The sequence below is a fragment of the Streptomyces sp. NPDC046881 genome (genome assembly GCF_040645015.1).
Lineage (GTDB): Bacteria > Actinomycetota > Actinomycetes > Streptomycetales > Streptomycetaceae > Streptomyces.
On the sequence record NZ_JBEYXJ010000050.1, the window covers coordinates 15678 to 36823 of the forward strand.

Sequence of the window (21146 nt, forward strand, 5' to 3'; positions counted from 1 at the left end):
GGGAGGGATCCGTTGCTCGATCTGCTCGACCGGGCCCTGGAGTCGTTTCTCCGGGCCACGGTGCCGCTGGGCAAGGACATCGCGATCGCGTTCGAGGCGCCGGACCGGGAGTGGGTGGCCAGGACGTCCGGCAGACCGACGATCAATCTGTATCTCTGGGACGTCCGCCGCAACCTCGGACAGCGTGAGGGCGGAATGGAGACGGTCGTCGACGCGGAAGGACGCAAGCACCGCCGCCGGCCGCTGCCCAGGGTCGACTGCCGGTATCTCATCACGGCGTTCACCAGTGACGTACGCGACGAGCACTCGCTGCTCGGCCGGGTGATGACCGCGCTGCTGATGCACCAGGAGATCGGTGCCGAGCATCTGCCCGGGGCGCTGACACAGTTGCGGCCGCTGCCGTCGGTCGAGATCGCGGCCGGCGACGGCCAGGACAACTCGGACTTCTGGTCCGCGCTCGGCGGCCAGCTCAAGCCCGGACTCGATGTGCTGGTGACCACCACCGTCGATGCGGCCGTCCTGGCCGAGGCCGCACCCGATGTGCACCGTTACGTCATCCGCACCATGCAGGACGGTGTCCGCGTGGGGGAACGGGAGCTGGTCGCCGGTCGTACGGACGAGCCCGAGGGCACGCTGATCACCACGCCGCGCGGCACCGCGAGGGTGAGCGACGAGCAGACGTTCCTCGTGCCGGGCCACCCCGGTGACGAGGTGTCGGCCGAACGGAGGGAAGGCGTGGTCCCGGAGCGGGGACCGGTCGTGTGGACCCCCGATCCCGGGGATTCCGACGACTGATCCCGGAGCGGGAGCCGGTGCTCAGACGCCCGTTCAAACGGACGAAAACGCATCTTGCGGGAAGTCCTGCGAAGAGTCAGGGAACATGACCATACTGTCCGTGTGCCGGTTGGACGCCGTTTGTCGTCAACACCTGATTGTGTCGCCGATGTGCGCTCGGCGGGTGAGCGTTCGCGCGCAAGCAGTACGCCGGTGGTGTCGATGCGGGCGGTGGGCAGGCTGCTGTCCGGGGGCGCCCCGGCCGGTGCGGCCCACGCCGTGCTGCCGGTCTCGGGGGGAAGCAACGCGATGGTGGCGCGGCTGCTGGAATCCGGCGACTCCGTACCCTCTGCCGGCCCCGACGTCGCGGCGCGGATCACCGCCCTCAAGGGCGGCGGCAAGCCGCTTCCCCCCGCGTTGCGCGCGGAGGCCGAGAGCGGATTCGGGCAGCCGCTGGGGGAGGTACGCCTGCATGACGACGCCGAGGCTGCCGAACTGGCGAGTCTACTGGGGGCCCGTGCGTTCACCAGCGGCATCGACATCTTCTTCAACACCGGCGAATACAAGCCGTCCACGCCGGACGGGTACGAACTGCTGGCGCACGAGCTGACCCACACCCTGCAGCAGTCGTCGGGTCCCGTGCAGGGGCGGGCTGCGGCCCCCGGCCTGCTGGTCAGCGAGCCGCAGGACCGCGACGAGCAGGTCGCGTACGCCGCCGCGCGGACGCTGCGCAGCGTACGGGAGTCGGCGGACGCGGGGCCGGGAGGTGGGGCCGACGGGCCGGGTGAGCGCCTGACGGTCAACCGGGCGGGTGCGCCCGGGCCTTCGGCTCCTGCCGCACCCGTGATCCAGCGGGCGGCCGGAGCACCGGCGGCAGGACCTGTGGAGGTCGCGCGGGAGGCCGGCGGCGAGACCTCACTGCTCGACGACCTCGTACCGGACTTCATCGTGGACGGCGTGAAGTCCGCGGTGTCCGCGATCCCCGGCTACACCATGCTCACCCAGGTCATCGGCAGCGACCCGATCACGCACCAGCCGGTGCACGCCGGCCCCGAGCAACTCGTCGAGTCCGTCCTGACCTTCGGGCCTTTCGGTGAGGCGACCGGGCGGCTGCTGCGCACCATTGGCGTCGTCGACGAGGTGCTCGACGCGGTCCAGGCCCGGCTCGCCGCGCACCATCTGACCCTGAGCAGGATCGTCGCCGAGGTCGAGAAGGCCTGGGACGAGCTCTCGGTCACCGCGGGCATCGACGGCAATGTCGCGGTCGTCCACCGCCATCTCGACGCCGTCCTCGCCGACGCGCGCGCCGCGGTCTCCGAACTCGTCGACCAGGTCATCCAGTCGGTACGGGCCGTCATCGCCGAAGTGGCCGAGCCGCTGCTGCAACGGCCCGAGGTACGGCCGGTGTGGGAGCTGGCCAAGAAGGTGCTGCACCACGACCCGTTACGCGGCACCGAGGTCAACGCACCGACCGTGGAGATCCTCGCCGACTTCCTGAAGCTCATCGGCAAGGAACGGACCCTCGAGCAACTACGCGAACGTGGCACGCTCCAGCAGGCCGCCGACTGGCTGGACACGCAGTTCGCGACGTTCATCGGTATCAAGAACGACCTGGTGCAGCTGTTCACCGACGCCTGGAGGGCGATCCAGCCGCAGAACCTGCCACGGCTGCTGGACACACTGCCCGACCTGGCCGAGCGGGCCGCCGCCCTCGCCCGCCGGATCCTCGCCTTCGGCGCCACGATCAGGACCAAGGCCCTGGAACTGGTCAAGCAGTCCCTCCTCGGCCCGCTCGGCGAACACGCCCGGCGTATCCACGGCTTCCCCCTGCTCACCGTGATCATCGGCCAGAACCCGTTCACCGGCGAGGCCGTGCCGCGCACCGCGGAGAACCTGATCCGGGGCTTCATCAGCCTGCTCCCCGACGGCGACGCCACCTACAGCCGGCTCGCCGAGTCCGGCGTGATCGGCCAGGCCGCCGCCCGCATCGAAGGCGAGCTGGCCCGGCTCGGCATCTCTGCCGACCTGATCGTCAACACCTTCCGGGGCATCTGGAACACCCTGTCCCTGGAGGATCTGCTCGACCCCGTCGGGGCGTTCCAGCGCATCCTGCACCGGTTCGGCGAACCGCTGTCGCGGATCGTCGAGTTCGTGGGCGTCGTCCTGGAAGTCGTCGTCACGCTGATCATCAAGTTGATGAACTTCCCGGCCGAGTTGGTCGGGCACATCATCGGCAACGTCGCACAGGCCATCGATGACATCAAGAAGGACCCGGTCCGGTTCCTGCTCAGCATGCTGCAGGCCCTCAAGACCGGCTTCCTGGGGTTCATCGACGGCATCGGGACGTATCTGCTCCAGGGGCTGGGCAAGTGGCTGACGCGCGGCCTCGGGCAGATGGGCATCACCATCCCCGCGGAGCTCAATGCCTCCACCATGCTCGACGTGGCACTCCAGGTCCTCGGGGTGAGCGCGGAGACCCTGTGGCAGAAGCTGGGCGCCCGCATCGGCGAGGAGAAGGTCGGGCAACTGCGTGCCGGAATCGACGCGTTGACCGGCGCCTGGGCCTTCATCAAGGACGTGCAGGAGCAGGGCGTCCCGGCGATCTACCACTACGTGGCCGACAAACTCGGTGACCTGTGGAACACCGTGCTCGACATGGCCATGGAGTGGATCACCAAGCAGGTGATCGAGAAGGCCGTGACCAGGCTCGTCTCCATGCTGGACCCGACCGGCATCATGGCGGTCGTCCGCAGCTGCCAGGCCTTCTTCAACGCGGTTCAGTCCGCGATCGAGTACATCCGCGAGATCCTCCAGATCGTCGACCAGTACACCCGGACGATCGCCGACGTGGCGAAGGGCAACATCCAGCCTGGCGCCGAAAAGATCACCAAGGGCTTCGCGGACGCCGTCCCGGTGGCGATCGGCTTCCTCGCCAACCAGGTGGGCATCGGGAACGTCCCGGAGCAGGTGGTGGAGATCATCAAGGGCCTGCGCCAACTCGTCGACGAAGCCCTCGACTGGCTCTTCGACAAGGCCATGCAATTGGGCACAGCCGCCCTCAATGCCCTCACCGGCACCGGCCCCGGCACCGGCGGACAACCAGCCCAGCCGGGGACACCCCCGGTGAATATTCCAGAAGTCTCCAAACAGTTCTTCATCGAGAACGAATCCCACCACCTGTACGCCGAGGTCGTGAACGGGCACTTGGCGGTCGAGATGGCGTCCTACCATCGGGACTCCGTCCATCTGAAGGTCATGATGGCACTCATGGATCCCCGCGTCGCCGACGATCCCGAGGCTACAAGACAGCTCAATCACATTGACGCTCAGTTGACGGGACAGGCTGAGGAAATTGACGAAGTAACGATGCTCGACGATGCCGAGTACAAACGCCAGGTTTCAGCCGAAATGCGTCAGAAATTGGACGCCCTGATCCCGGAAATCGTGCGCATCGGAACAGTCTTCAACATCAGCGACCTCCGAATGGATCAAGAGGTTGTGGGCAACGAAATCAACGACAGCATCGACATCCGCGAGTACTACTACCTGCCCATTCCCGGACTACAGTCCAAGGCGCAGAATTTCTTCGATGCCCATGTCGAGGCCAAGAACGGCGTATCAGATAAATACTGCGTGGCCCCGCACGAGGATTTCTACAACCACAAAGAGACCTACCTCTGCCCCGGGCACACCTACACCGGGCCGTCAGACTACAGCAAGCCGGAGGCTCACCTGGCCAACCGGGTCGGATTCAAAAAGGGCACACAGGAAATTCCGGCGAGCCCGATCCAGGTCGACCACATCACCGAGGTGGTGATGCACTGGAACGTCGGCGATCAACGGCATTCGGACTTCGCGAAGCCCGGGCACAACACCGACCAGGCCAACCGCCGCTCCTGGAGTGCCCTGGAGACCAACTGGGGCGGCCTGTGTGCCCGGTGCAACAACGAGAAAGAAAAGGAACGCCAGCGGAAGTTCCCCGGGCTCGCGACCTACCAGCGCAAGGTTGGACCGGATTTCAAGCGCAAGAACCAAGCGTAATACCCACCAGAACAGGAGATCGGAATGGCGGTAGGGGGGGCTCCCGGCGTCTACGTCGAGGAGCAGGTCAGCGGTTCCATGCCGCTGCAAGGCGTCGGTACCGCCGTCGCCGCATTCGTCGGGTTCACCGAGACGTACGACCCGGACAACGGCGACGCCACCGACCCGGAGGGTGTCAAGCCGCAGCTGGTGACCAGCTGGCCGCAGTACGAGCGGGTGTACGGCGGGTTCGCGCCGGACATCGTGCTGCCCCATGCCGTGAAGGGGTTCTTCGAGAACGGCGGCAGCAGCTGTTACATCGTCCGTATCCCGACGGGCTCCACCGGCCCCGCCCAGCGCGCGCTCCCCGCCGCCGGGCGGCCCGAGGTCGAGTCGCTGGTGGTGGAGGCCCGCAAGGCCGGCGGCGTGCTGGACGTCGCGGTGGAGACCGAGCCCCCCGCAGAGGGCGAGCATCCGCAGAGCTTCGCCATCAAGGTCAGCCGGGACGGCACGACGAGGGAGCACTTCACCAACCTCACCTTCGGCAAGGGCCCCCAGAACGTCGTCAAGGTCGTCAACGACCAGTCCGAGCTCATCCGGGTCGAGGCCCGCACCGTCCCCGGCCTCTCCCCCGCCGACCGCATGCCCGCCCCCGGCGTCTACGCCATCGAGCCCAGCTCCCCCGCCGCCGTCACCGCCACCCCGGCGGATCTGGCCGGCTCGGAGACGACCCGGACCGGGTACGAGGGACTGGCGATCGCCGAGGACGTGTCCATCGTGGCGGTCCCGGACCTGATCACGGTGTGCCGCCGGGAGGACGGGATCCTGGACGAGGAGCTGTACCTCGCGGCCCAGCGCAGGCTGGTCGACTGGTGCGAGCTGAAGCGCTCCATGATGGCGATCCTCGATGCACCGCCCGGCCGCAACGCCCAGCAGGCCCTGGCCTGGCGCGAACAGCTCGGCACGGACAGCGCGTTCGGCGCCGCGTACTACCCGCATGTCGTCGTCGCCAACCCGAAGGCCCGGCCCGGCGCGACCAACGGTGAGCGGTTCCTGACCGTCCCGCCGAGCGGTCATGTGGCCGGGGTGTGGGCGCGTACCGACGGGGCGCGGGGAGTCTGGAAGGCGCCTGCCAACGAGGTCATCCGGGGCATCGCCCGGCTGGAGACCGACGTGACCACCGGCGAGCAGGACGAGCTGAATCCGAAGCAGGTCAACTGCCTGCGCTCCTTCGGCGCCAACGGCCTGCGCATCTGGGGCGCGCGCACCCTGGCGTCCCAGGACCAGAGCTGGCGCTACATCAACGTACGGCGGCTGTTCATCTACATCGAGGAGACCATCCGCCGCGGCACGCAGTGGGTGGTGTTCGAGCCCAACGACAGCGATCTGTGGGGCCGGGTCAACCGCACCATCGGCGCCTTCCTGCACAACCTCTGGATGCGTGGTGCGCTCGTCGGTGCCACCCCGGAGCAGGCCTTCTTCGTGCTGTGCGACGAGACCAACAATCCGCAGAGCTCGATCGACGAGGGCAAGCTGATCGTCGATGTCGGCATCGCGCCGGTCAAGCCCGCCGAGTACGTGATCTTCAGGATCAGCCAGTGGCAGGGCGGCGCCACCACCAGCGAATGACCCGCACGGGATCCGCGGCACCCCACCACAAGAGCGCCAGTAGACAAGGGAATGCGGCATGTCTGATCTGCTCACCACGTTCACGTTCGTCCTCGAGATCGACAGCGTCGAGGTCGGCAGCTTCCGCAAGGTCTCGGGCATCGAGTCCGAGACCGAGACGATCGAGTACAAGGAAGTCAACAAGGACGGCAAGATGATCATCCGGAAGCAGCCGGGTGCCATGAAGTGGTCCGACATCACCCTGGAGCGCCGGATCGATGTCTCCCAGGTGCTGTGGAACTGGCGCAAGGAGATCATCCAGGGCGATGTCGACAAGGGCCGTCGCAACGGCGCGATCCTGGCCAAGGACTCCAAGGGCGAGACCGTCGCGCGCTGGGAGTTCGTCGCGGGATGGCCGTCGAAGTGGAGCGGCGCGGACTTCGACGCGGGCGCCAACGACATCGCCACCGAGAAGGTCGTCATCACGCACGAGGGCCTGGTCCGCGTCAAATGAGCCTGCACACCGAGTACCCGTTCACGCTGCCCAAGGGGTACGTCGACGAGGAGGGCACGCTGCACCGCACCGGTGTCATGCGGCTGGCCTGCGCGCGCGACGAGATCGAACCGCTGCGTGACCCGAGGGTCAAGGAGAACGAGTCCTACGGCACGGTCATCGTGCTCGCCCGGGTGATCACCGAACTGGGCACGCTGCCCCGGGTGAACACCAGCGTGGTGGAGCGCATGTTCGCCAGCGACTTCGCCTATCTCCAGGACTTCTACCGCGTGATCAACTTCGGTGATCCCTCGGTGCTGGAGGACCTGGAGCCGGGCGCCCCTTTCCCCCAGGCATCGCTGGAGGCGGGCTAGGCAGATACGCGGAGGACGAGCTCTGGCAGGAGATCACGTATCTCGCGTACCACCTGCACTGGAGCCTCGACGCACTGCTCGCACTCGAACACGGCGACCGGATCCGGTTTCTCCGGCAGGTCGCCGTGCTGAACGAACGATCGTGGGAGGGGATCATGAATGGGTAGCGAGGACCGGACCACGGATCCGCCCTGGGCCGGCCGGTTCGTGTTCACCGTCGACGACCTGGACATCGGGACGTTCACGGAGGTCGCCGGGCTGACGGTGTCGATCGAGGTGGAGGAGTACGCCGAGGGCGGGCAGAACCAGTACACGCACAAGCTGCCGGGGCGGATGAAATGGCCCAACCTGGTGTTCAAACGCGGCATGACCAACGCGGACAACCTGTTCGCCTGGTTCGCCGCCAGCTCGGGCGAGGGATTCGCCAAGGCGGGCAACAAGCTGACGCACCGCAATGGGGCGATCACCCTGAAGGACGCCAAGGGGCGTGATGTGGCGACCTGGAAGTTCACCGGCGCCTTCCCGGTGAAGTGGACCGGACCGCGGCTGGCCGCGACCTCCAAGGACCTCGTCGTCGAGGAGTTGGAGGTGGCCCACTGTGGATTCCGCATGGAGGGGCACCGTTAGCGGCCTGCCGGACCGGCGGTCCTCCCTGGCCCGGCGCCCGGTACGGACCGCCCGGTGGTTCGCGCGGAGGCCGGTGGGACCGACGCCGGCCGGGCAGCACGTGCCCGGTCTGCCGGTCCGCTCACCGTGGTTGCTGCTCGTCCGCCGGGCCCTCCTGCTCCGCAGGCGCCCCGGCCGCACGGCGGACGCCGGGGCTCATACGGCCAGCCGGTCCGCCGTCGCACCACGTGGGCTGCTCAGCCTCGGGGACACGGCGCGCAGAGGACTCGCGGGTCGTGGGGGCCGACCGGTGCCACCGTCCGGGGGGAGGCCGGCCAGGATCATGTCGGTCAGGGCCGGAGCACCCGATCCGGGGCCCGTGGTCGGCGGGGTCAGCGATGTGGAGCGGCTGCGGGTGCTCGGCGGGGGCGCGGTGCCGCCCGCGGGCGGCGGCTTCTGCCCGGAGATCGTGCCGACCCCGCCGTCGCGCGGCCCGATCACTCCGGCCCCGGGCTCCCGGTCCCGGCGGAACAGGCCGTCCGCCGCCGCCTCCGCCGGTCCCGTGGCAGCGGAGCGACATCCCTTGACGGGGCGTCAGCAGGGCATGAGGGGGCTGCGGCCGGCCGGGGCCGGTCCGCCCGGCGCGGTGTCACGGGCGCAGGACGGTGACACCGCCGGGCAGTGGGGGGCATCGGCGTCGGCGGGGCCGGTGGCGGCTTCGCGATGGGTGACGGTGCGCGGTCCCGCGCCCGGCGCGGGCCGAGCCGTGTCGGCTGCGGGAGGGACGCCGGAAGGAACGGATCCGGGGACGCTCCCGGGAGCCGGATCGTCAGGTGTGCCCGTACGGGTCCCGGGGCCGGCCCACGGTCCGGTCCGGGGGGCGTTCCCGGGGGCCTCGGGGATCGGCTCGTCGGCCCTGCGCCCGTACGTACGCCCGTACGCGTCTCCGCATGCGGCGGAACCGGGGACCGTCCCATCCCCGGGGGCGTCGCCTTCGGCCTCCCCGGGCGGAGCCGGGCCCTTCACGGCCGGGACCCCCGAAGCACGCTGGAAAGCGGCGGTGGCCCGCTCACCGCTGGAGTCCCCGCGGGCCTTCCCCGGCCGGCTGCTCCCGCTGGTCCAGGCGGTCACCGGCGCGACCACCGCCACGTACACCACCGGCCCGGCGACACGTCTGGCCCTGACGGCCGCCGGGGCGCACGGCGCGACCACACGGACGACCGTGCATCTGCCCGCCGAGCCCGGCCGGGCCGATCCCGCCCTGCTGGCCCATGAGTTGAGCCACGCACGCAGCCCCCTCCTCAGGCCCAGGTTCTCGCTGCGGGCCCCCGTCGGCACATCCGACGCGGACGAACGCGCCGCGCAGGCAGCGGGGTTCGCCGTGCGGCGCGCCGTCACCGGTGGGCTGGGGGGCCTCGCGAACGTGCTGCCGGTCGGCGGTGCCTCCGCGGGCGCGACGGCGCTGGTGGACGCAGCGACCCGGGCGGCGCGGGACGCGGTGCGCGAGGAGGTGGAGCGGGCGCTGTCCACCGCGGACCGGGCGGGGACGGCGGCGACCGCGGGGACGCCGTCCTTCGGTGGCGCCGACGGATACACGGGCGGGGCGCCCGACGCCCGTACGTCGCTCCGGACCGGGTCCGCCGCCGCGGACACGACCGCGGCGACCACCGCGGCACCCGGCGCGGCGGAGGCTCCAGGCGCACGGCGCGGCCTCGCAGCCCCCGCAGGACAGCCGTCGCTGGACGAGATCGTGCGAGCGGTCGAGGAACGGGTGCTGCATCAGCTCGAACGGCGCGGCGGCCGGTACGCGGGAACATTCTGAGGGGGCAAGCCGATGAGCGAGATGAACGAACAGCCGTCCAAGGCCTATCTGGAGGTCGAGGGCAGCGGCGAGAAGATCGAGTGTCTGTTCAACCCGGCGGAGCTGACGATCAGCAAGTCCAACTCCTGGCAGGCCGGCGACGCCAAAGGCGTCAACGCGCCGGCGCTGCGGTTCCAGGCCGGCCAGTCCGCGACACTCGCGCTCACCTTGATGTTCGACACCACCCGTGACGGGAAGGACGTCACGTTCCACACCTCCAAACTGCTCGGTCTGCTCAAGGTCGACGAGGACCTGCCCGCCTCCGACCACAGCCGGGGGTCCGGACGGCCACCGTGGGTGAAGTTCCACTGGGGGGATCTGCACTCGTTCAAGGCGGTCGTGGACCGCCTCCAGGTGCGATTCACCTATTTCGCCAGCACCGGCAAGCCCTTGCGGGCCAAGGCGGATCTGACCCTCAAACAGTGGCAGGACGAGGGCATTCAGCCGTTGCAGAACCCCACGTCCTCCACGCCGACGCTGCATTCCGTCCATGTCGTACGGCCGGGCGAGACCCTGGACCGGATCGCCGCCGCGCGCTACCGCGACCCCACGCGGTGGCGGCTGATCGCGGAGGCCAATGACATCCTCGACCCGCTGGCCCTGCCCGCGGGCACGCCCCTCGTCGTCCCCGAGCAGCCGGTGCGCCGCCGTGCCTGAGCCGCGGAGCCTCGACAGTGTCGTGATCACAGTGGACGGCGCGCCGCTCACGGCCGCGCTGTACCGGAGGATCACCCAGGTGCGGGTGGAGGAGTCGGTGCATCTGCCGGACGCCTTCACCATCCGGTTCGAGGACGCCCACTTCGAGCTGTTCGACGAGGACCGCTTCCGGCTGGGCACCCGTATCGAGATCGCCTTCCGCGCCGACGGCGACCCGGTCATGGTGACGGCGGGCGAGGTCACCGCGGTTTCGGTGGCGCCCGGGGTGTCCGGCCGCCATGAACTGGTGCTGAGCGGCCTTGATCTCACGCACCGTCTGGCACGGGGGCCGAGGACGAGGAGCTTCACGCGGATGTCGGATGCGGACATCGCCACCCGTATCGCCGGTGAGTACGGACTGGACACCGACGTGGACTCCACGAACGACACCCGGGAGTACGTGTTGCAGGCTGCGGAGACCGACTACGCGTTTCTGCGTGGGCTGGCCGACCGTATCGGGTTCGATCTGTGGGTGAGTGACCGAAAGCTGCACTTCAAGCGGCGTCCGTCCAGCAGGACTTCGCCTCCCACCCTGCGCTGGGGCGAGAACCTGCTGAATTTCACGGTGCGTTGTGCCTCGGCCGAACACTGCGACGAGGTGATCGTCACTGCCTGGGACCCGGTCGACAAACGCACCGTCACCGGTCGTGCCACCGACCCCGACCACGGCACCGACGCCCCCGTCGCCGCCGAGATGGCCGAGGCGGCGCGCCGGACCTTCGGTCGGGTGTCCCGGCGCGCAGGTCATGTCCCGGCGTCGAGTCAGGCGGAGGCCGACGCGTTCGCGCGGTCGCTGCTGCTGCGCGCCTCCGGCGCGGAGGTGGTGCTGCAGGGTGAGGCGGCCGGTAACCCGCTGATCGCCGCCGGAGCGGAGATCACGCTGGACCGGGTGGGCAGACGGCTGGCCGGAAAGTACCGGGTGACCAGCGTCGAGCACGACTACGGCAGTGGCCGTCCGTACACCAGCCGGTTCGTCTGCGGCGCGAGGGACGCGGCCGAGCTGGCCGATCTGCTCGGCGGGAGGGGCCCGGGAGCCGGCGGACAGCCCGGCGGCGCGGGTCTGATCGTCGGAGTCGTCACCAACAATGACGATCCGGAGCAGTTGGGGCGGGTTCGGGTGAAATTCCCGACCCTGTCCATGGAGGACGAGAGCGCATGGGCGCGGGTGGCCGCTCCCGGCGCGGGCCGGGAGCGCGGAGTGCAGTGGTTGCCGGAGGTCGACGACGAGGTGCTGGTCGGCTTCGAGTTCGGCGACCGGACCCGTCCCTTCGTCCTGGGCGGACTGTGGAACCGAGGTGAGGCCCCGCCCGAGTCCGCTCCCGCCCGGGGCGGGCAGGTCACCCAGCGGCTTCTGGCCAGCCGCAAGGACCACCGTCTGGTGTTCACCGACGACCCGACGAGCGCGGTCGAGCTGTCGCTGGGCGACGCCGACTGCGCGCTGACGCTGGAGAAGTCGGAGTCCTCGCTCGCCGCGGAGCAGAAGCTGACCATCAGCGCCCAGCAGATCGAGATCTCGGCGACACGCACGCTGGTGCTCAGCGCACCGCAGATCGAGATCTCCGCCCAGTCCGAACTCAAGGCGAGCGGTAAACCGATCCGGCTCAACTAGGTCCCAGCCCCACCACGGTGAGGTCTGGGTCCGCCACGAACGAGAAAGGCGCGCCGCATGCCACAGCCCGCCGCCCGGCAGGGCGACCCGGTCACCGGGACCGATGTGCACCTGGTGTGGGTGCCGACGCCCGGTGGGGCACCGGCCCAGGTCCCCCAGCCGTTGCAGTTCAGCGGGACGCTGGTGTCGAACCTGTCCACCGATGTCCTCATCAACGACAAGCCGGCGGCCATCGTGGGCAGCGTCGCCCGGAATCACCCTCCTCATCTGCCGATCCCGCCGGGAACCAGCCTCGTAGTCCCGCCCACCGACCAGGGTCAGGTGCAGATGGGCGCCCCCACGGTGCTCGTCGACGGCAAGCCTCTGGCCCGCGTCGGCGACCAGGTGCTGAGCTGCTTCGACCTGCCGGGCCCACCGTCCCTGATCACCGCCGGCTCACCGGATGTGGTGGTCGGATGACCGACCTCATCGGCTCCGGCTGGTCGTTCCCGGCCGCACTGACCCCCGCCGGTACGGTGCGGATGGTCGGCGGCGGAGAGGAGATCGACGCGGCCGTACGCATGATCCTGGCCACCGCACCCGGAGAACGGGTGATGCGGCCCGATTTCGGCTGTGCGATGTGGGAGCAGGTCTTCGCCCCGATGAACTCCAGCACGCTCGGCCTGATCGAGCAGTGCGTACGGGAGGCGCTGGCCCAGTGGGAGCCGCGCATCGTCCTGGAGGACGTGTCCGCCCTGAGCGACGGCGACTCCACGGTTCGTATCGAGGTCGCGTACCGGGTACGGGCCACCAACGACCATCGCAATCTCGTGTACCCCTTCTATGTGATCCCCGGTGAGGAGCAAACGCCGTGACCCTGCCCGCGCCCCATCTCGACGACCGGCGCTTCCAGGACATCGTCGACGAGGCGAAGCGGCGGATCGCCCTGCGCTGCCCCGACTGGACCGCCCACAATGTGTCGGACCCAGGCGTGGCGCTGATCGAGTTGTTCGCCTGGATGACCGAGATGATCCTCTACCGTCTCAATCAGGTGCCCGACCGGCTCTACGTGAAGTTCCTGGAGTTGGTGGGCGTCTCCCTCTCCTCGGCCGCTCCCGCCCGCACCGATCTGCTCTTCGAGCTGAGCGGCCCGGCGAAGGACACGATCGTGGTGCGCAAGGGCACCCGTGTCGGCACCGAACGGGACCAGACCGGGGACCAGGTCGTCTTCATGACCGAGGCCGATCTGCGGATCGTCCCGCCGGAGCTCGTCGCCTGCCGGACCAGGGGCGGCGGCGACGACGAAGACCGTACCGCCGCGCTGGGCAGCGGGGCGGAGATCACGGTGTTCCCGGCAGTGACCGAGGGCGACGCCCTCTATCTCGGTTTCCGGCAGGGCCTGGCCGGCAATCTGGTGCGGCTCGATGTCACGGTGACCGATGCCCACGGCGCGGGCATCGACCCGGACCGTCCACCCCGGGTGTGGCAGAGCTGGGACGGCGAGGCCTGGCGCGATGCGCGGGTGCTGGCCGACACCAGCGGCGGCTTCAACAGCACCGGCCGGGTGAGCCTGTTGCTGCATGTGACGCACGAGCAGCTCGCGGTCGGTGGAGTGACGGCGTACTGGCTGCGGTGTGTGCTGAGACGGACCGACGGGCAGCCGGTCTACCAGACCTCCCCGCTGCTGCAGGCGCTGACGGTGAGCAGTCGGGGTGGGGTCGTCAAGGCCCATCACGCCGAGAGCGCGCCGGCGGAGCTGCTCGGCACCAGCACCGGTCGTCCGGGCCAGGACTTCGTGGTCCGCCGGGCGCCGGTGCTGCCGCGTACGCCCGGCGAGACGGTGCAGGTGATCAGCGGCCGGTCGGACGGGGCGGTGCAGACCTGGTACGAGGTCAGGGACTTCACCGGCGCCGGCGAGGAGGACCGGGTCTTCACCTGGTCCGGGGCGACCGGCGAGATCCGGTTCGGCCCGAGGGTCACGGACAAGAGCGGTCAGACGCGCCAGTACGGAGCGATCCCCCCGGAGAACGCGCAGATCACGGTGACCGGCTATCGCTACGGCGGCGGCAGCCGGGGCAATGTCGGCGCAGGCAAGCTCACCGTCCTGCTGACCTCGGTGCCTCAGGTCGCCTCGGTACGCAATCCGGATCCGGCGACCGGCGGCATCGACGCCGAGACCGTGGAGAACGCGAAGCTCCGCGGACCGCTGGAGCTGCGGGGCGGTCAACGGGCCGTGACCGCGGCCGATTTCGAGCGGCTGACCCTGGAGGGCGCGCCGGGGGTGGCGCGTGCCCGCTGTCTGCCCCCGGACAGGGCGGGTGAGCCGGTGCAGTTGCTGGTCGTGCCCAAGGTCTTCGACTCCCCGCGCTCCCTGAACATCGATCAGCTGGAGCCCGGGCCGGACGTCTGCGAGGACATCAAGCGTCATCTGGGGGGCCGGCGGCTGCTGACCGCCCAGGTGCGCATCAAGGCGCCTTTCTACCAGGGCCTCTCGGTCAAGGCCGTGGTACGTGCCGCGGCGACGGTGCAGCCGGACTGGCTCCGGTCGGCCGCGGAGGAGGAGCTGTACCGGTTCATCAACCCGGTCGGCGGCGGCCCGGACGGTGGCGGCTGGCCGTTCGACCTGGGGCTGTCCATCGGCGACGTCTACGCGGTTCTCAGGGCGGTTCCGGGGGTCAGCGGCGTGGGATCCGTGGAGATGTTCAAGACCGATCTGTGGGGTGAGCGGGCACCGGTGAACGCCGGACAGGAGGCGCAGCTCCCCCCGGGCGCTCTGTTCATGTCCGACCGGCACGAGGTGGTGGTGAGCCAGTGAGCGGATGGCTGCTGGCCCAGCTCCCGCAGGCAATGATCCGCGACCAGGTGCTCGCCGGGTTCGTCCTGGGCTGTGAGGAGACCGTGGACTCGGTCGTCCAGCACCTCGACGACCTGGAACACAAACTGGACATCGAATTGACGTCGCCGGAGATGATCGCCTACCTGGCCGGCTGGCTGGGCATCGAACTCCAGGCCCTGACCGTCACCGACGGTGAGGAAGGCCGCATCGCCCAGCGACGGCTGATCCGCGCGGTCGGCCAGAACCTGGGCAGGCGCGGCACGGCCGTCGGGCTGGAGACACTGCTCGCCGCGCTGACCGGAGGCCGGGCGGACGTGTCGGACTCGGGTGGGATCTTCGGTCCCGACGACCCCGTCCCGGCGCCGGACCCCACGGTGCGCATCAGGCTCGACCACGCCGGCCGGCTGTCCGAACGGCAGATCAGGGCCGTCATCGAGAACGAGCTGCCGATCGGCGTCCGCTACACCCTGACCATTCGTGGCGGTGGTACGCGATGAGCGACTCGTACGACGGAGCGCTGCGCCGCCCTCGTGGCGGCCCGGACAGCGGACAGTCCGGCGGCCCCGGCACCGGTACCGGAAGACTGCGGCCGGTTCCGAAGAGGCAGGTTCCCGGGCCGCGTTGCCCTGCTTGCCACCACGGCAACCCCACCACCCGGGTGCGCTGCGAGATCTGCGGCCATGAGCTCTGGCCCGGCGGCGCCAGCACGCCGGCCCCGGCCCCGGCTCCGCTGCCCGTGCCACCGGAACCGGAGTCCCGCGGTGGCTCGGGGCGCCTTCTGACGCTGGTCCTGGCACCTGTCGTGGTGATGGCCACCCTGATCCTGCTGGTGTATCTCCTCGGCTGACCCAGGGCGGAGGAGCGACGTCACAGACCGGGCGTGCGCAACCGACCGGCAGTGAGTGTTCGGCGGTTGCTGTCGCGTGCCCTACGGCCCCCGCCACCTCGGTGCCCGCCACACCCGGCAATCCTGCGGCTGCCCGACACTGAAGGGGAGCACCTGGTGCACATGTGGGTATGGACGCCACACCTGTGGGAGGAACCTCCTCGTCCAGCACGGCCTCATCCTGGAGTCCGTCACGGCGATCGACACCCCCAGGACGTGAGCCCATCGGGGAGGACGGAGAGCACAGCAGTGATCGGTAGCGTATTCCGCAGCGAGGACGTACCCGCCGGTGAGCGGTTCGACCGCTGGCGGGAGTTGATCGACCAGAGCCGGGCCAACGACGCCAGCAGTCCCCATGCCGCCGACTTCCGGGCCGAGTTGCGGGTGATGGAGCTGGGGCCGGTGACCGTGTGGCGGACGGTGTTCTCCCCCGCGACGTTTCGGCGGACCCGGCGGCGGATCCGGCGGAACGACGCCGAGCTCTACCACCTGTCCCTGCTGACCGAGGGCACACTGACGCTGGTCCATGAGCGTGGGGGGACGGCCACGATAGGCGCCGGCGGCGTTCTCGTGGACGCCAGTCGGCAGGCGTGCACATCGCATGCGTACGCCTCGGCCGCCACGGCAGAGGGGCGGCCGGGTATGGTCGCCGGCGTGGGCGTGGACCTGCCCAAGAACCTGCTGCCGCTGCCGCCGCGGCAGGTGGAACGGCTGCTCGGGCACGGGCTGTCGGCGCGGCCCGGCCCCGGGGCGCTCCTGGCCGACTTCCTCACCGGAATGGACCGGCAGGCCGAGGCTCTGCGGCCGGCCGACGGGCCCCGCCTGGGCACGGTCACGCTGGACCTCGTCTCGGCCTTCTTCGCCCACGCCCTGGACACCGAGGCTGCCCTGCCGGCGGAAACCCGGTACGAGGTCCTCGGCCGGCGCATCCGGACCTTCATCGAGCAGCACCTGCCCGACCCGGAGCTGACCCCGAGCACGGTCGCCGCCGCGCACCACATCTCCCTGAGTCACCTGCACCGCGTCTTCGGCGAGCAGAACCCGGGCGAGACGGTCGCCGCCTGGATCCGCACCCAGCGGCTGGAGAGGATCCGCGCCGACCTCGCGGACCCCGCGCTGCGCGACCTGCCCATCCACGCGCTCGCCACCCGGTGGGGCATGCCCCGTGCCTCCCACTTCACCCGGGCCTTCCGCGCCGCGTACGGGCTCTCCCCGCGCGACTACCGCGGCACGGCCTGCCGGAGCGAGCAGGCGGGGAAGGGGTCCGAGACGAAGTGAGAAGACGCTGTGGACGGAACGGCAACACGGCCCGCCGAAGATCGGGCAGTGTCGCGGTGCGCCGTTCCAAGAGCGGCGCGCGAAAGTGAGGAGGGGGATTGAACACGCAAGATCCGACGTCGGCCACGGCCGCGTCCACGAGGGTGTGGCTCGTCACCGGGGCCACCTCCGGGTTCGGCCGCAGCATCGCCGAGGCCGCGCTCGCCGCCGGTGACACGGTCGTCGCGGCGGCCCGCCGACCGGCGGTCCTGGACGACCTCGCCACGACGTACCCCGACCGGCTGATCCAGGTGGCTCTGGACGTCACGGACGCCACCGGCATCGACGCGACCGTCGCCGACGTGGTCACGCGATTCGGCCGGATCGACGTCCTGGTGAACAACGCGGGGCGCGGCCTGGTGGGCGCCGTGGAGGAGACCAGCGACCAGGAACTCCGGGACCTGATGGAGCTGCACTTCTTCGGCCCCGCCCGCCTCACCCGCGCCGTCCTGCCGTACATGCGCGGCCGGAAGTCCGGTGCCGTGGTCCAGATGAGCAGCATGGGAGGGCGGCTGTCCTTCCCGGGTGTCGGTGCCTACTCGGCGACCAAGTTCGCCCTGGAAGGGCTGACGGAGGCGCTGGCCGCCGAGGTCGCCCCCTTCGGCATCAAGGCGCTCATCGTCGAGCCCGGCTCGTTCCGCACCTCGTTCGCCGGCGGCGGCGCGCTGCGGCAGACGGCCGAGATGCCGGAGTACGCCGAGACCGTGGGTGCCGTCCGTACGGGCCTGCCGGACAGCGACGGCAAGCAGGCAGGCGACCCGGCGAAGGCTGCCGCCGCCATCCTGAAGGCGCTTGACAGCGAGCGCACCCCGCTCCGGCTCGCCCTGGGCAACGACGCGTTCGACGCGATCACTGCCCACGCGGAGGCCGCCCGGGAAGAGGCCCGGGCCTGGGAGTCGGTCAGCCGCAGCACCGACTTCGACGCCTGAGGGCCCCGGCCGTACGCAGCGGTCGACGCACCGGCCGTCGGCACGCTCGAAGGCACCGTCCGCACACCGATCCGTCCCGGAGAAGGAGAAGACGCACATGAAGAAAATGCTCGTCGCCTCGGCCATCGCCCTGAGCGTCCTCGGCATCGCCATGGCGACCGCGACCGCCGATACGCAGGCACCGCAGACGCAGCAGTCGGTCCTCGCTGACCCCGCCTGCTGCTGACCGCCCGGTCGCCCGCTGAAACCGACGACGGAGCCCCTCGCCCGGAGCGAGGGGCTCCGTGCGTCACGCGCGCGGGCCACGACGACGGGGGCGCCAGGCGGTTACCGCCCGCATCAGCTCCGCCGTGCGCGGATCGGCCGGGAAGAACGTCTCGACGGCGATCTCGTCGAGCGTCACGTCCCTCGGCGAGCCGGACACCGTCGTCGTGTAGAGCAGTAGGAGTTCGCCGTACTCGCTCGCCAGCCGCGGTGGAACCACAGCCCGTCCTCCGGACCGGCCACGGTCGTCCCCTCCGCCGGGGCGGGCAGCTCTCCCAACTCGGCGAGAGCGCGGCGAGTCCGTCGGCCGCCGTCCGTTCCAGCTCGCGCCGGACGCGGCGCAGCAGATGGGCCCGCCACTGCGCGAGGTTCCGGATGCGCCCCGCCAGCCCGTCGGGGCTCAGCGTCGGCCAGATCGGCACCGCCGAGTCCCGCCTGCGCGAGCGCGCCCAGTGCCACCCCGCGCGCGGCTCGCCTGGGAGATCCGCACCGGCGACGACCCATCCTTCGCCACCGGCACGGACATCCTGCACCTCGACGAGGGCGGCCGGATCAGCTCCGTCGCCGTCTCCCTCGACCGGGCAACCGAGGGCTTCACGGCTCCCGGACAGCCGTGAACTTCGCGCGGTGTGCGGTCGCCCACTGGTGGAAGGTGCGGGGCGGGCTGCCGGTCAGCCGCTCGACGGTCGGGTAGACCCGCGACTCGTCGAGGGTGCCGTCGCCGTAGAAACCGAAGAACGCCCGGATGTACGGCTCCGGCACGCCCGCCGCGGCCATGTCGGCCCGGCCCTCCTCGTCCGACAGCGCGTGGAAGCGCAGGTCGCGCCCGAGGACCTCGGCCAGGACGGCCAACCGCTCGGCCGGCAGCAGCGGTTCCGGGCCGCTGAGCGGGTGGATCCGCTCCTCGTGGCCGGGGTCGAGCAGGGCGCGGGCGGCGACGGCGGCGATGTCGTACGGGTCGACCGACGCGACCGGCACCGCGCCGAACGCGTCCCTGACGACATCGCCCGCCCGGAGCTGCGGCAGCCAGCGCAGCGCGTTCGACATGAAGGCGTTCGGCCGCAGGACCGTCCAGGCGAGGCCCGATTCCCTGACCGCGGTCTCCGAGTCGATCATGAACTCGGACAGGACGTTGTCGGTGTCGGTGGCGACGGCCGCGAAGCTGGAGAGCAGGACGACGCGTTCCACCCCGGCACCGCGCATCCGGGCGAGCAGTCCCCGCATGTCGCGGTAGCCGGGAAGCAGGAACACGCCCCGTACACCGTCGAGGGCGGGACCGAGCGAGTCAGGCTCGTTCAGGTCTCCGGCCACCTGATCCGCGGGCACGTCGGCGGGCTCGCGGACCAGGGCGCGCACGGGCTCTCCGGCGCGGGCGAGCGCCTGGACGACCTCGCCGCCGACGTTTCCGGTGGCTCCCGTCACGAGGATCATCGCAGCGTCCGGGCGAAGTGCGCGGCCACGGTGTCGACGGCGACGGTGACCTGGGGTTCGGAGTCGTAGAAGTCGAACTGGGTGCCCTGCGTCCACAGGATGTCCTTGGGGCCGGCGAGCCCCGCGTGGAAGCGGCGGGCGCCGTCGGGGATCGCGGCGTCCTCGCTGTGTACCAGCAGGGTGGGCTGCTCGATGCGGGGTGCGAGGGCGATGGCGTCGTACGTGAGCCAGTCCGCCCACGCCATCACGGCGAAACGGTTCGGCCAGGCGGGGATGCCGCCGCGCGCGGGGTTGAGGTAGAAGTCGATGGCGTACGGCATGGCGGCGCGTTCGTCGGTCGCGGACACCACCGGGACGTATGCGACCTCGCCGGTCTCCTGGTAGTGGGCGCGGGCCTCCCGGCCGGCCTTGACCCGTTCGGCGACGGCTTCCGCGCCGCCGTAGGCGTCCTCGCAGACGGCGGCGTCGTGCAGCCAGGGGGCGACAAGGGCCAGGGAGCGGACCCGGGCGTCGCCGGCGGCGCTGTCCGACATGTACATCGCAGCCGCGCAGATGCCGAGTGCGCCCATCCGGTCGCCGTCGACCGCCTCGTGGGCGGCCAGGAAGCTGAGCGCGTGGTGGATGTCCCGGACCTTGCGGGCCGGGTCCTCGACATCACGCGGCGCGCCCTCCGACCGGCCGAAGCCGGTGAAGTCGAAGGACAGCGCGGCGTATCCGCGCTGGGCGAGCCGTTCCGCGTACCGGTCGGCCATCTGCTCCTTGATGCTGGTCCACGTGCCGGCGACCACGATCCCGGGCAGCGGTCCGGGAATGTCCGTGTGTCCGGGAAGGTGGAGAGTGCCGATCAGGGTGACGCCCTCGCTGGTGAAGGCGACGTCGGTCCTGCGTGTCATGCGTACTCCTGTGTGGCGTGGGTGGTCGGTCCATCGGGACAAACGGCGCCGGCGGCCCTCCGGGGGCGCCTCATCGCTCCCCCTCGCTCCAGATCGCGGTCATCACGACGCCGGTGATGCGCCATCCGTCGCGGGTGCGGGCCAGGTCGAACCGGTAGGTTCCACCCAGCGTCCACAGGGAGTCGTCCGCCTTGCGGTGGGTGGCCTGAAAGGTGGCGGTGCACACCGCGTGGTCGCCGTCGACGGCGACCAGGTGGTTGCCGAGCAGGTGGTGGGTGGCGGTGTACACACCGAGGCCGGTCCGCCAGCCGCCGACGATCTGCGCGGGGGTGAGGGTGACGGGTTCGCCGCCCTCGAGGCTGGTGTAGTCGAGCGTCACCTTGTCGGCGAACACCCCGGCCAGCGCGTCCCAGGCACGCTGGTCCGCGTACCAGGCCATGCGGTTACAGATGTCGATGACGTCCAGTCGGTCCATGACGAGCGTCCTTGTTACGTGTCGGGGTACGGGGGTACAGGTGCGCGTGCGGGCACGGCCATGGGTGCCGGGGCCCGGACCGCCGTCGGAGGACG

Annotated in this window: 21 protein-coding genes and 1 pseudogene; 18 read left to right on the forward strand and 4 right to left on the reverse strand. The window is 70.5% G+C overall.

Annotation, left to right across the window (positions count from 1 at the left end; all coding sequences use genetic code 11):
- Nucleotides 1-12 precede the first annotated feature (12 nt).
- The 17 genes and pseudogenes from ABZ923_RS23210 (at nt 13) to ABZ923_RS23290 (ending at nt 18214) form a co-directional block, all read left to right on the forward strand.
- Nucleotides 13-795: a DUF4255 domain-containing protein gene (locus ABZ923_RS23210; RefSeq protein ID WP_361474921.1), complete on the forward strand. Its 783-nt coding sequence runs from the start codon at nt 13-15 to the stop codon at nt 793-795.
- 150 nt (nt 796-945) lie between these two features.
- Nucleotides 946-4815 carry a DUF4157 domain-containing protein gene (locus tag ABZ923_RS23215; protein WP_361474923.1) on the forward strand — a complete coding sequence of 1290 codons (3870 nt, stop codon included), beginning with the start codon at nt 946-948 and terminating at the stop codon, nt 4813-4815.
- Nucleotides 4816-4839: 24 nt separating this feature from the next.
- A complete protein-coding gene (locus ABZ923_RS23220; RefSeq protein WP_361474925.1) occupies nt 4840-6423 on the forward strand; it encodes a phage tail sheath C-terminal domain-containing protein in 1584 nt (527 codons plus the stop codon).
- 58 nt (nt 6424-6481) lie between these two features.
- Nucleotides 6482-6916, forward strand: a complete 435-nt coding sequence (locus tag ABZ923_RS23225; protein ID WP_100829481.1) for a phage tail protein — start codon at nt 6482-6484, stop codon at nt 6914-6916.
- Between the two features lie 2 nt (nt 6917-6918).
- Nucleotides 6919-7194 (forward strand): annotated as a pseudogene (locus tag ABZ923_RS23230) (hypothetical protein); the annotation flags it as partial.
- Between the two features lie 56 nt (nt 7195-7250).
- A complete protein-coding gene (locus ABZ923_RS23235) occupies nt 7251-7436 on the forward strand; it encodes a DUF6760 family protein (protein ID WP_361474996.1) in 186 nt (61 codons plus the stop codon).
- Nucleotides 7429-7896 (forward strand): phage tail protein, encoded by a 468-nt coding sequence (locus ABZ923_RS23240; RefSeq protein WP_361474927.1) that lies wholly within the window; start codon nt 7429-7431, stop codon nt 7894-7896. Before ABZ923_RS23235 ends, ABZ923_RS23240 begins: the two co-directional genes overlap by 8 nt.
- Nucleotides 7897-8935: 1039 nt before the next feature.
- On the forward strand, nt 8936-9697 hold the full coding sequence (locus ABZ923_RS23245) for a hypothetical protein (protein WP_361474929.1): 762 nt from the start codon (nt 8936-8938) through the stop codon (nt 9695-9697).
- A 12-nt stretch (nt 9698-9709) separates the two neighbouring features.
- Nucleotides 9710-10393: a LysM peptidoglycan-binding domain-containing protein gene (locus tag ABZ923_RS23250; protein WP_361474931.1), complete on the forward strand. Its 684-nt coding sequence runs from the start codon at nt 9710-9712 to the stop codon at nt 10391-10393.
- A 22-nt stretch (nt 10394-10415) separates the two neighbouring features.
- A complete protein-coding gene (locus ABZ923_RS23255; protein ID WP_361474933.1) occupies nt 10416-12041 on the forward strand; it encodes a VgrG-related protein in 1626 nt (541 codons plus the stop codon).
- A gap of 57 nt (nt 12042-12098) precedes the next feature.
- Nucleotides 12099-12500 carry a PAAR domain-containing protein gene (locus ABZ923_RS23260; RefSeq protein WP_361474935.1) on the forward strand — a complete coding sequence of 134 codons (402 nt, stop codon included), beginning with the start codon at nt 12099-12101 and terminating at the stop codon, nt 12498-12500.
- Nucleotides 12497-12895 (forward strand): GPW/gp25 family protein, encoded by a 399-nt coding sequence (locus ABZ923_RS23265; RefSeq protein WP_361474937.1) that lies wholly within the window; start codon nt 12497-12499, stop codon nt 12893-12895. Before ABZ923_RS23260 ends, ABZ923_RS23265 begins: the two co-directional genes overlap by 4 nt.
- Nucleotides 12892-14835, forward strand: a complete 1944-nt coding sequence (locus ABZ923_RS23270) for a putative baseplate assembly protein (protein WP_361474939.1) — start codon at nt 12892-12894, stop codon at nt 14833-14835. Before ABZ923_RS23265 ends, ABZ923_RS23270 begins: the two co-directional genes overlap by 4 nt.
- Nucleotides 14832-15353, forward strand: a complete 522-nt coding sequence (locus tag ABZ923_RS23275; protein ID WP_361474941.1) for a hypothetical protein — start codon at nt 14832-14834, stop codon at nt 15351-15353. Before ABZ923_RS23270 ends, ABZ923_RS23275 begins: the two co-directional genes overlap by 4 nt.
- A 638-nt stretch (nt 15354-15991) precedes the next feature.
- Entirely contained in the window at nt 15992-17020 is a 1029-nt protein-coding gene (locus ABZ923_RS23280) for a helix-turn-helix domain-containing protein (RefSeq protein WP_361474943.1), read from the forward strand.
- Nucleotides 17021-17118: 98 nt separating this feature from the next.
- On the forward strand, nt 17119-17988 hold the full coding sequence (locus ABZ923_RS23285) for an oxidoreductase (protein ID WP_361474945.1): 870 nt from the start codon (nt 17119-17121) through the stop codon (nt 17986-17988).
- 97 nt (nt 17989-18085) lie between these two features.
- Nucleotides 18086-18214, forward strand: coding sequence for a hypothetical protein (locus tag ABZ923_RS23290; protein WP_361474947.1), 129 nt, complete (start codon nt 18086-18088; stop codon nt 18212-18214).
- 63 nt (nt 18215-18277) lie between these two features.
- Here ABZ923_RS23290 and ABZ923_RS23295 read toward each other — a convergent pair whose 3' ends face one another.
- Nucleotides 18278-18472 (reverse strand): hypothetical protein, encoded by a 195-nt coding sequence (locus tag ABZ923_RS23295; RefSeq protein WP_361474949.1) that lies wholly within the window; start codon nt 18470-18472, stop codon nt 18278-18280.
- Nucleotides 18473-18704: 232 nt separating this feature from the next.
- Here ABZ923_RS23295 and ABZ923_RS23300 point away from each other — a divergent pair, with 232 nt between their 5' ends.
- Nucleotides 18705-18869, forward strand: coding sequence for a hypothetical protein (locus ABZ923_RS23300; protein ID WP_361474951.1), 165 nt, complete (start codon nt 18705-18707; stop codon nt 18867-18869).
- Here ABZ923_RS23300 and ABZ923_RS23305 read toward each other — a convergent pair.
- The 3 genes from ABZ923_RS23305 to ABZ923_RS23315 form a co-directional block, all read right to left on the reverse strand.
- The gene (locus ABZ923_RS23305) at nt 18847-19683 is read right to left on the reverse strand and encodes an NAD(P)H-binding protein (RefSeq protein ID WP_361474953.1); all 837 of its coding nucleotides are present in this window, start codon (nt 19681-19683) and stop codon (nt 18847-18849) included. The genes ABZ923_RS23300 and ABZ923_RS23305 overlap by 23 nt on opposite strands.
- The gene (locus tag ABZ923_RS23310) at nt 19680-20576 is read right to left on the reverse strand and encodes an alpha/beta hydrolase (protein WP_361474955.1); all 897 of its coding nucleotides are present in this window, start codon (nt 20574-20576) and stop codon (nt 19680-19682) included. Before ABZ923_RS23310 ends, ABZ923_RS23305 begins: the two co-directional genes overlap by 4 nt.
- Before the next feature lie 70 nt (nt 20577-20646).
- Entirely contained in the window at nt 20647-21051 is a 405-nt protein-coding gene (locus tag ABZ923_RS23315; protein WP_361474957.1) for a nuclear transport factor 2 family protein, read from the reverse strand.
- Nucleotides 21052-21146 lie beyond the last annotated feature (95 nt).

Excerpts from the sequence above, each read along its gene's own strand:
- ABZ923_RS23220 (WP_361474925.1), top strand. The coding sequence starts at position 4,840 with ATGGCGGTAGGGGGGGCTCCCGGCGTCTACGTCGAGGAGCAGGTCAGC.
- ABZ923_RS23225 (WP_100829481.1), top strand. The coding sequence starts at position 6,482 with ATGTCTGATCTGCTCACCACGTTCACGTTCGTCCTCGAGATCGACAGC.
- ABZ923_RS23305 (WP_361474953.1), bottom strand. The coding sequence starts at position 19,683 with ATGATCCTCGTGACGGGAGCCACCGGAAACGTCGGCGGCGAGGTCGTC.
- ABZ923_RS23250 (WP_361474931.1), top strand. The coding sequence starts at position 9,710 with ATGAGCGAGATGAACGAACAGCCGTCCAAGGCCTATCTGGAGGTCGAG.
- ABZ923_RS23265 (WP_361474937.1), top strand. The coding sequence starts at position 12,497 with ATGACCGACCTCATCGGCTCCGGCTGGTCGTTCCCGGCCGCACTGACC.
- ABZ923_RS23260 (WP_361474935.1), top strand. The coding sequence starts at position 12,099 with ATGCCACAGCCCGCCGCCCGGCAGGGCGACCCGGTCACCGGGACCGAT.
- ABZ923_RS23290 (WP_361474947.1), top strand. The coding sequence starts at position 18,086 with ATGAAGAAAATGCTCGTCGCCTCGGCCATCGCCCTGAGCGTCCTCGGC.
- ABZ923_RS23240 (WP_361474927.1), top strand. The coding sequence starts at position 7,429 with ATGGGTAGCGAGGACCGGACCACGGATCCGCCCTGGGCCGGCCGGTTC.
- ABZ923_RS23315 (WP_361474957.1), bottom strand. The coding sequence starts at position 21,051 with ATGGACCGACTGGACGTCATCGACATCTGTAACCGCATGGCCTGGTAC.
- ABZ923_RS23310 (WP_361474955.1), bottom strand. The coding sequence starts at position 20,576 with ATGACACGCAGGACCGACGTCGCCTTCACCAGCGAGGGCGTCACCCTG.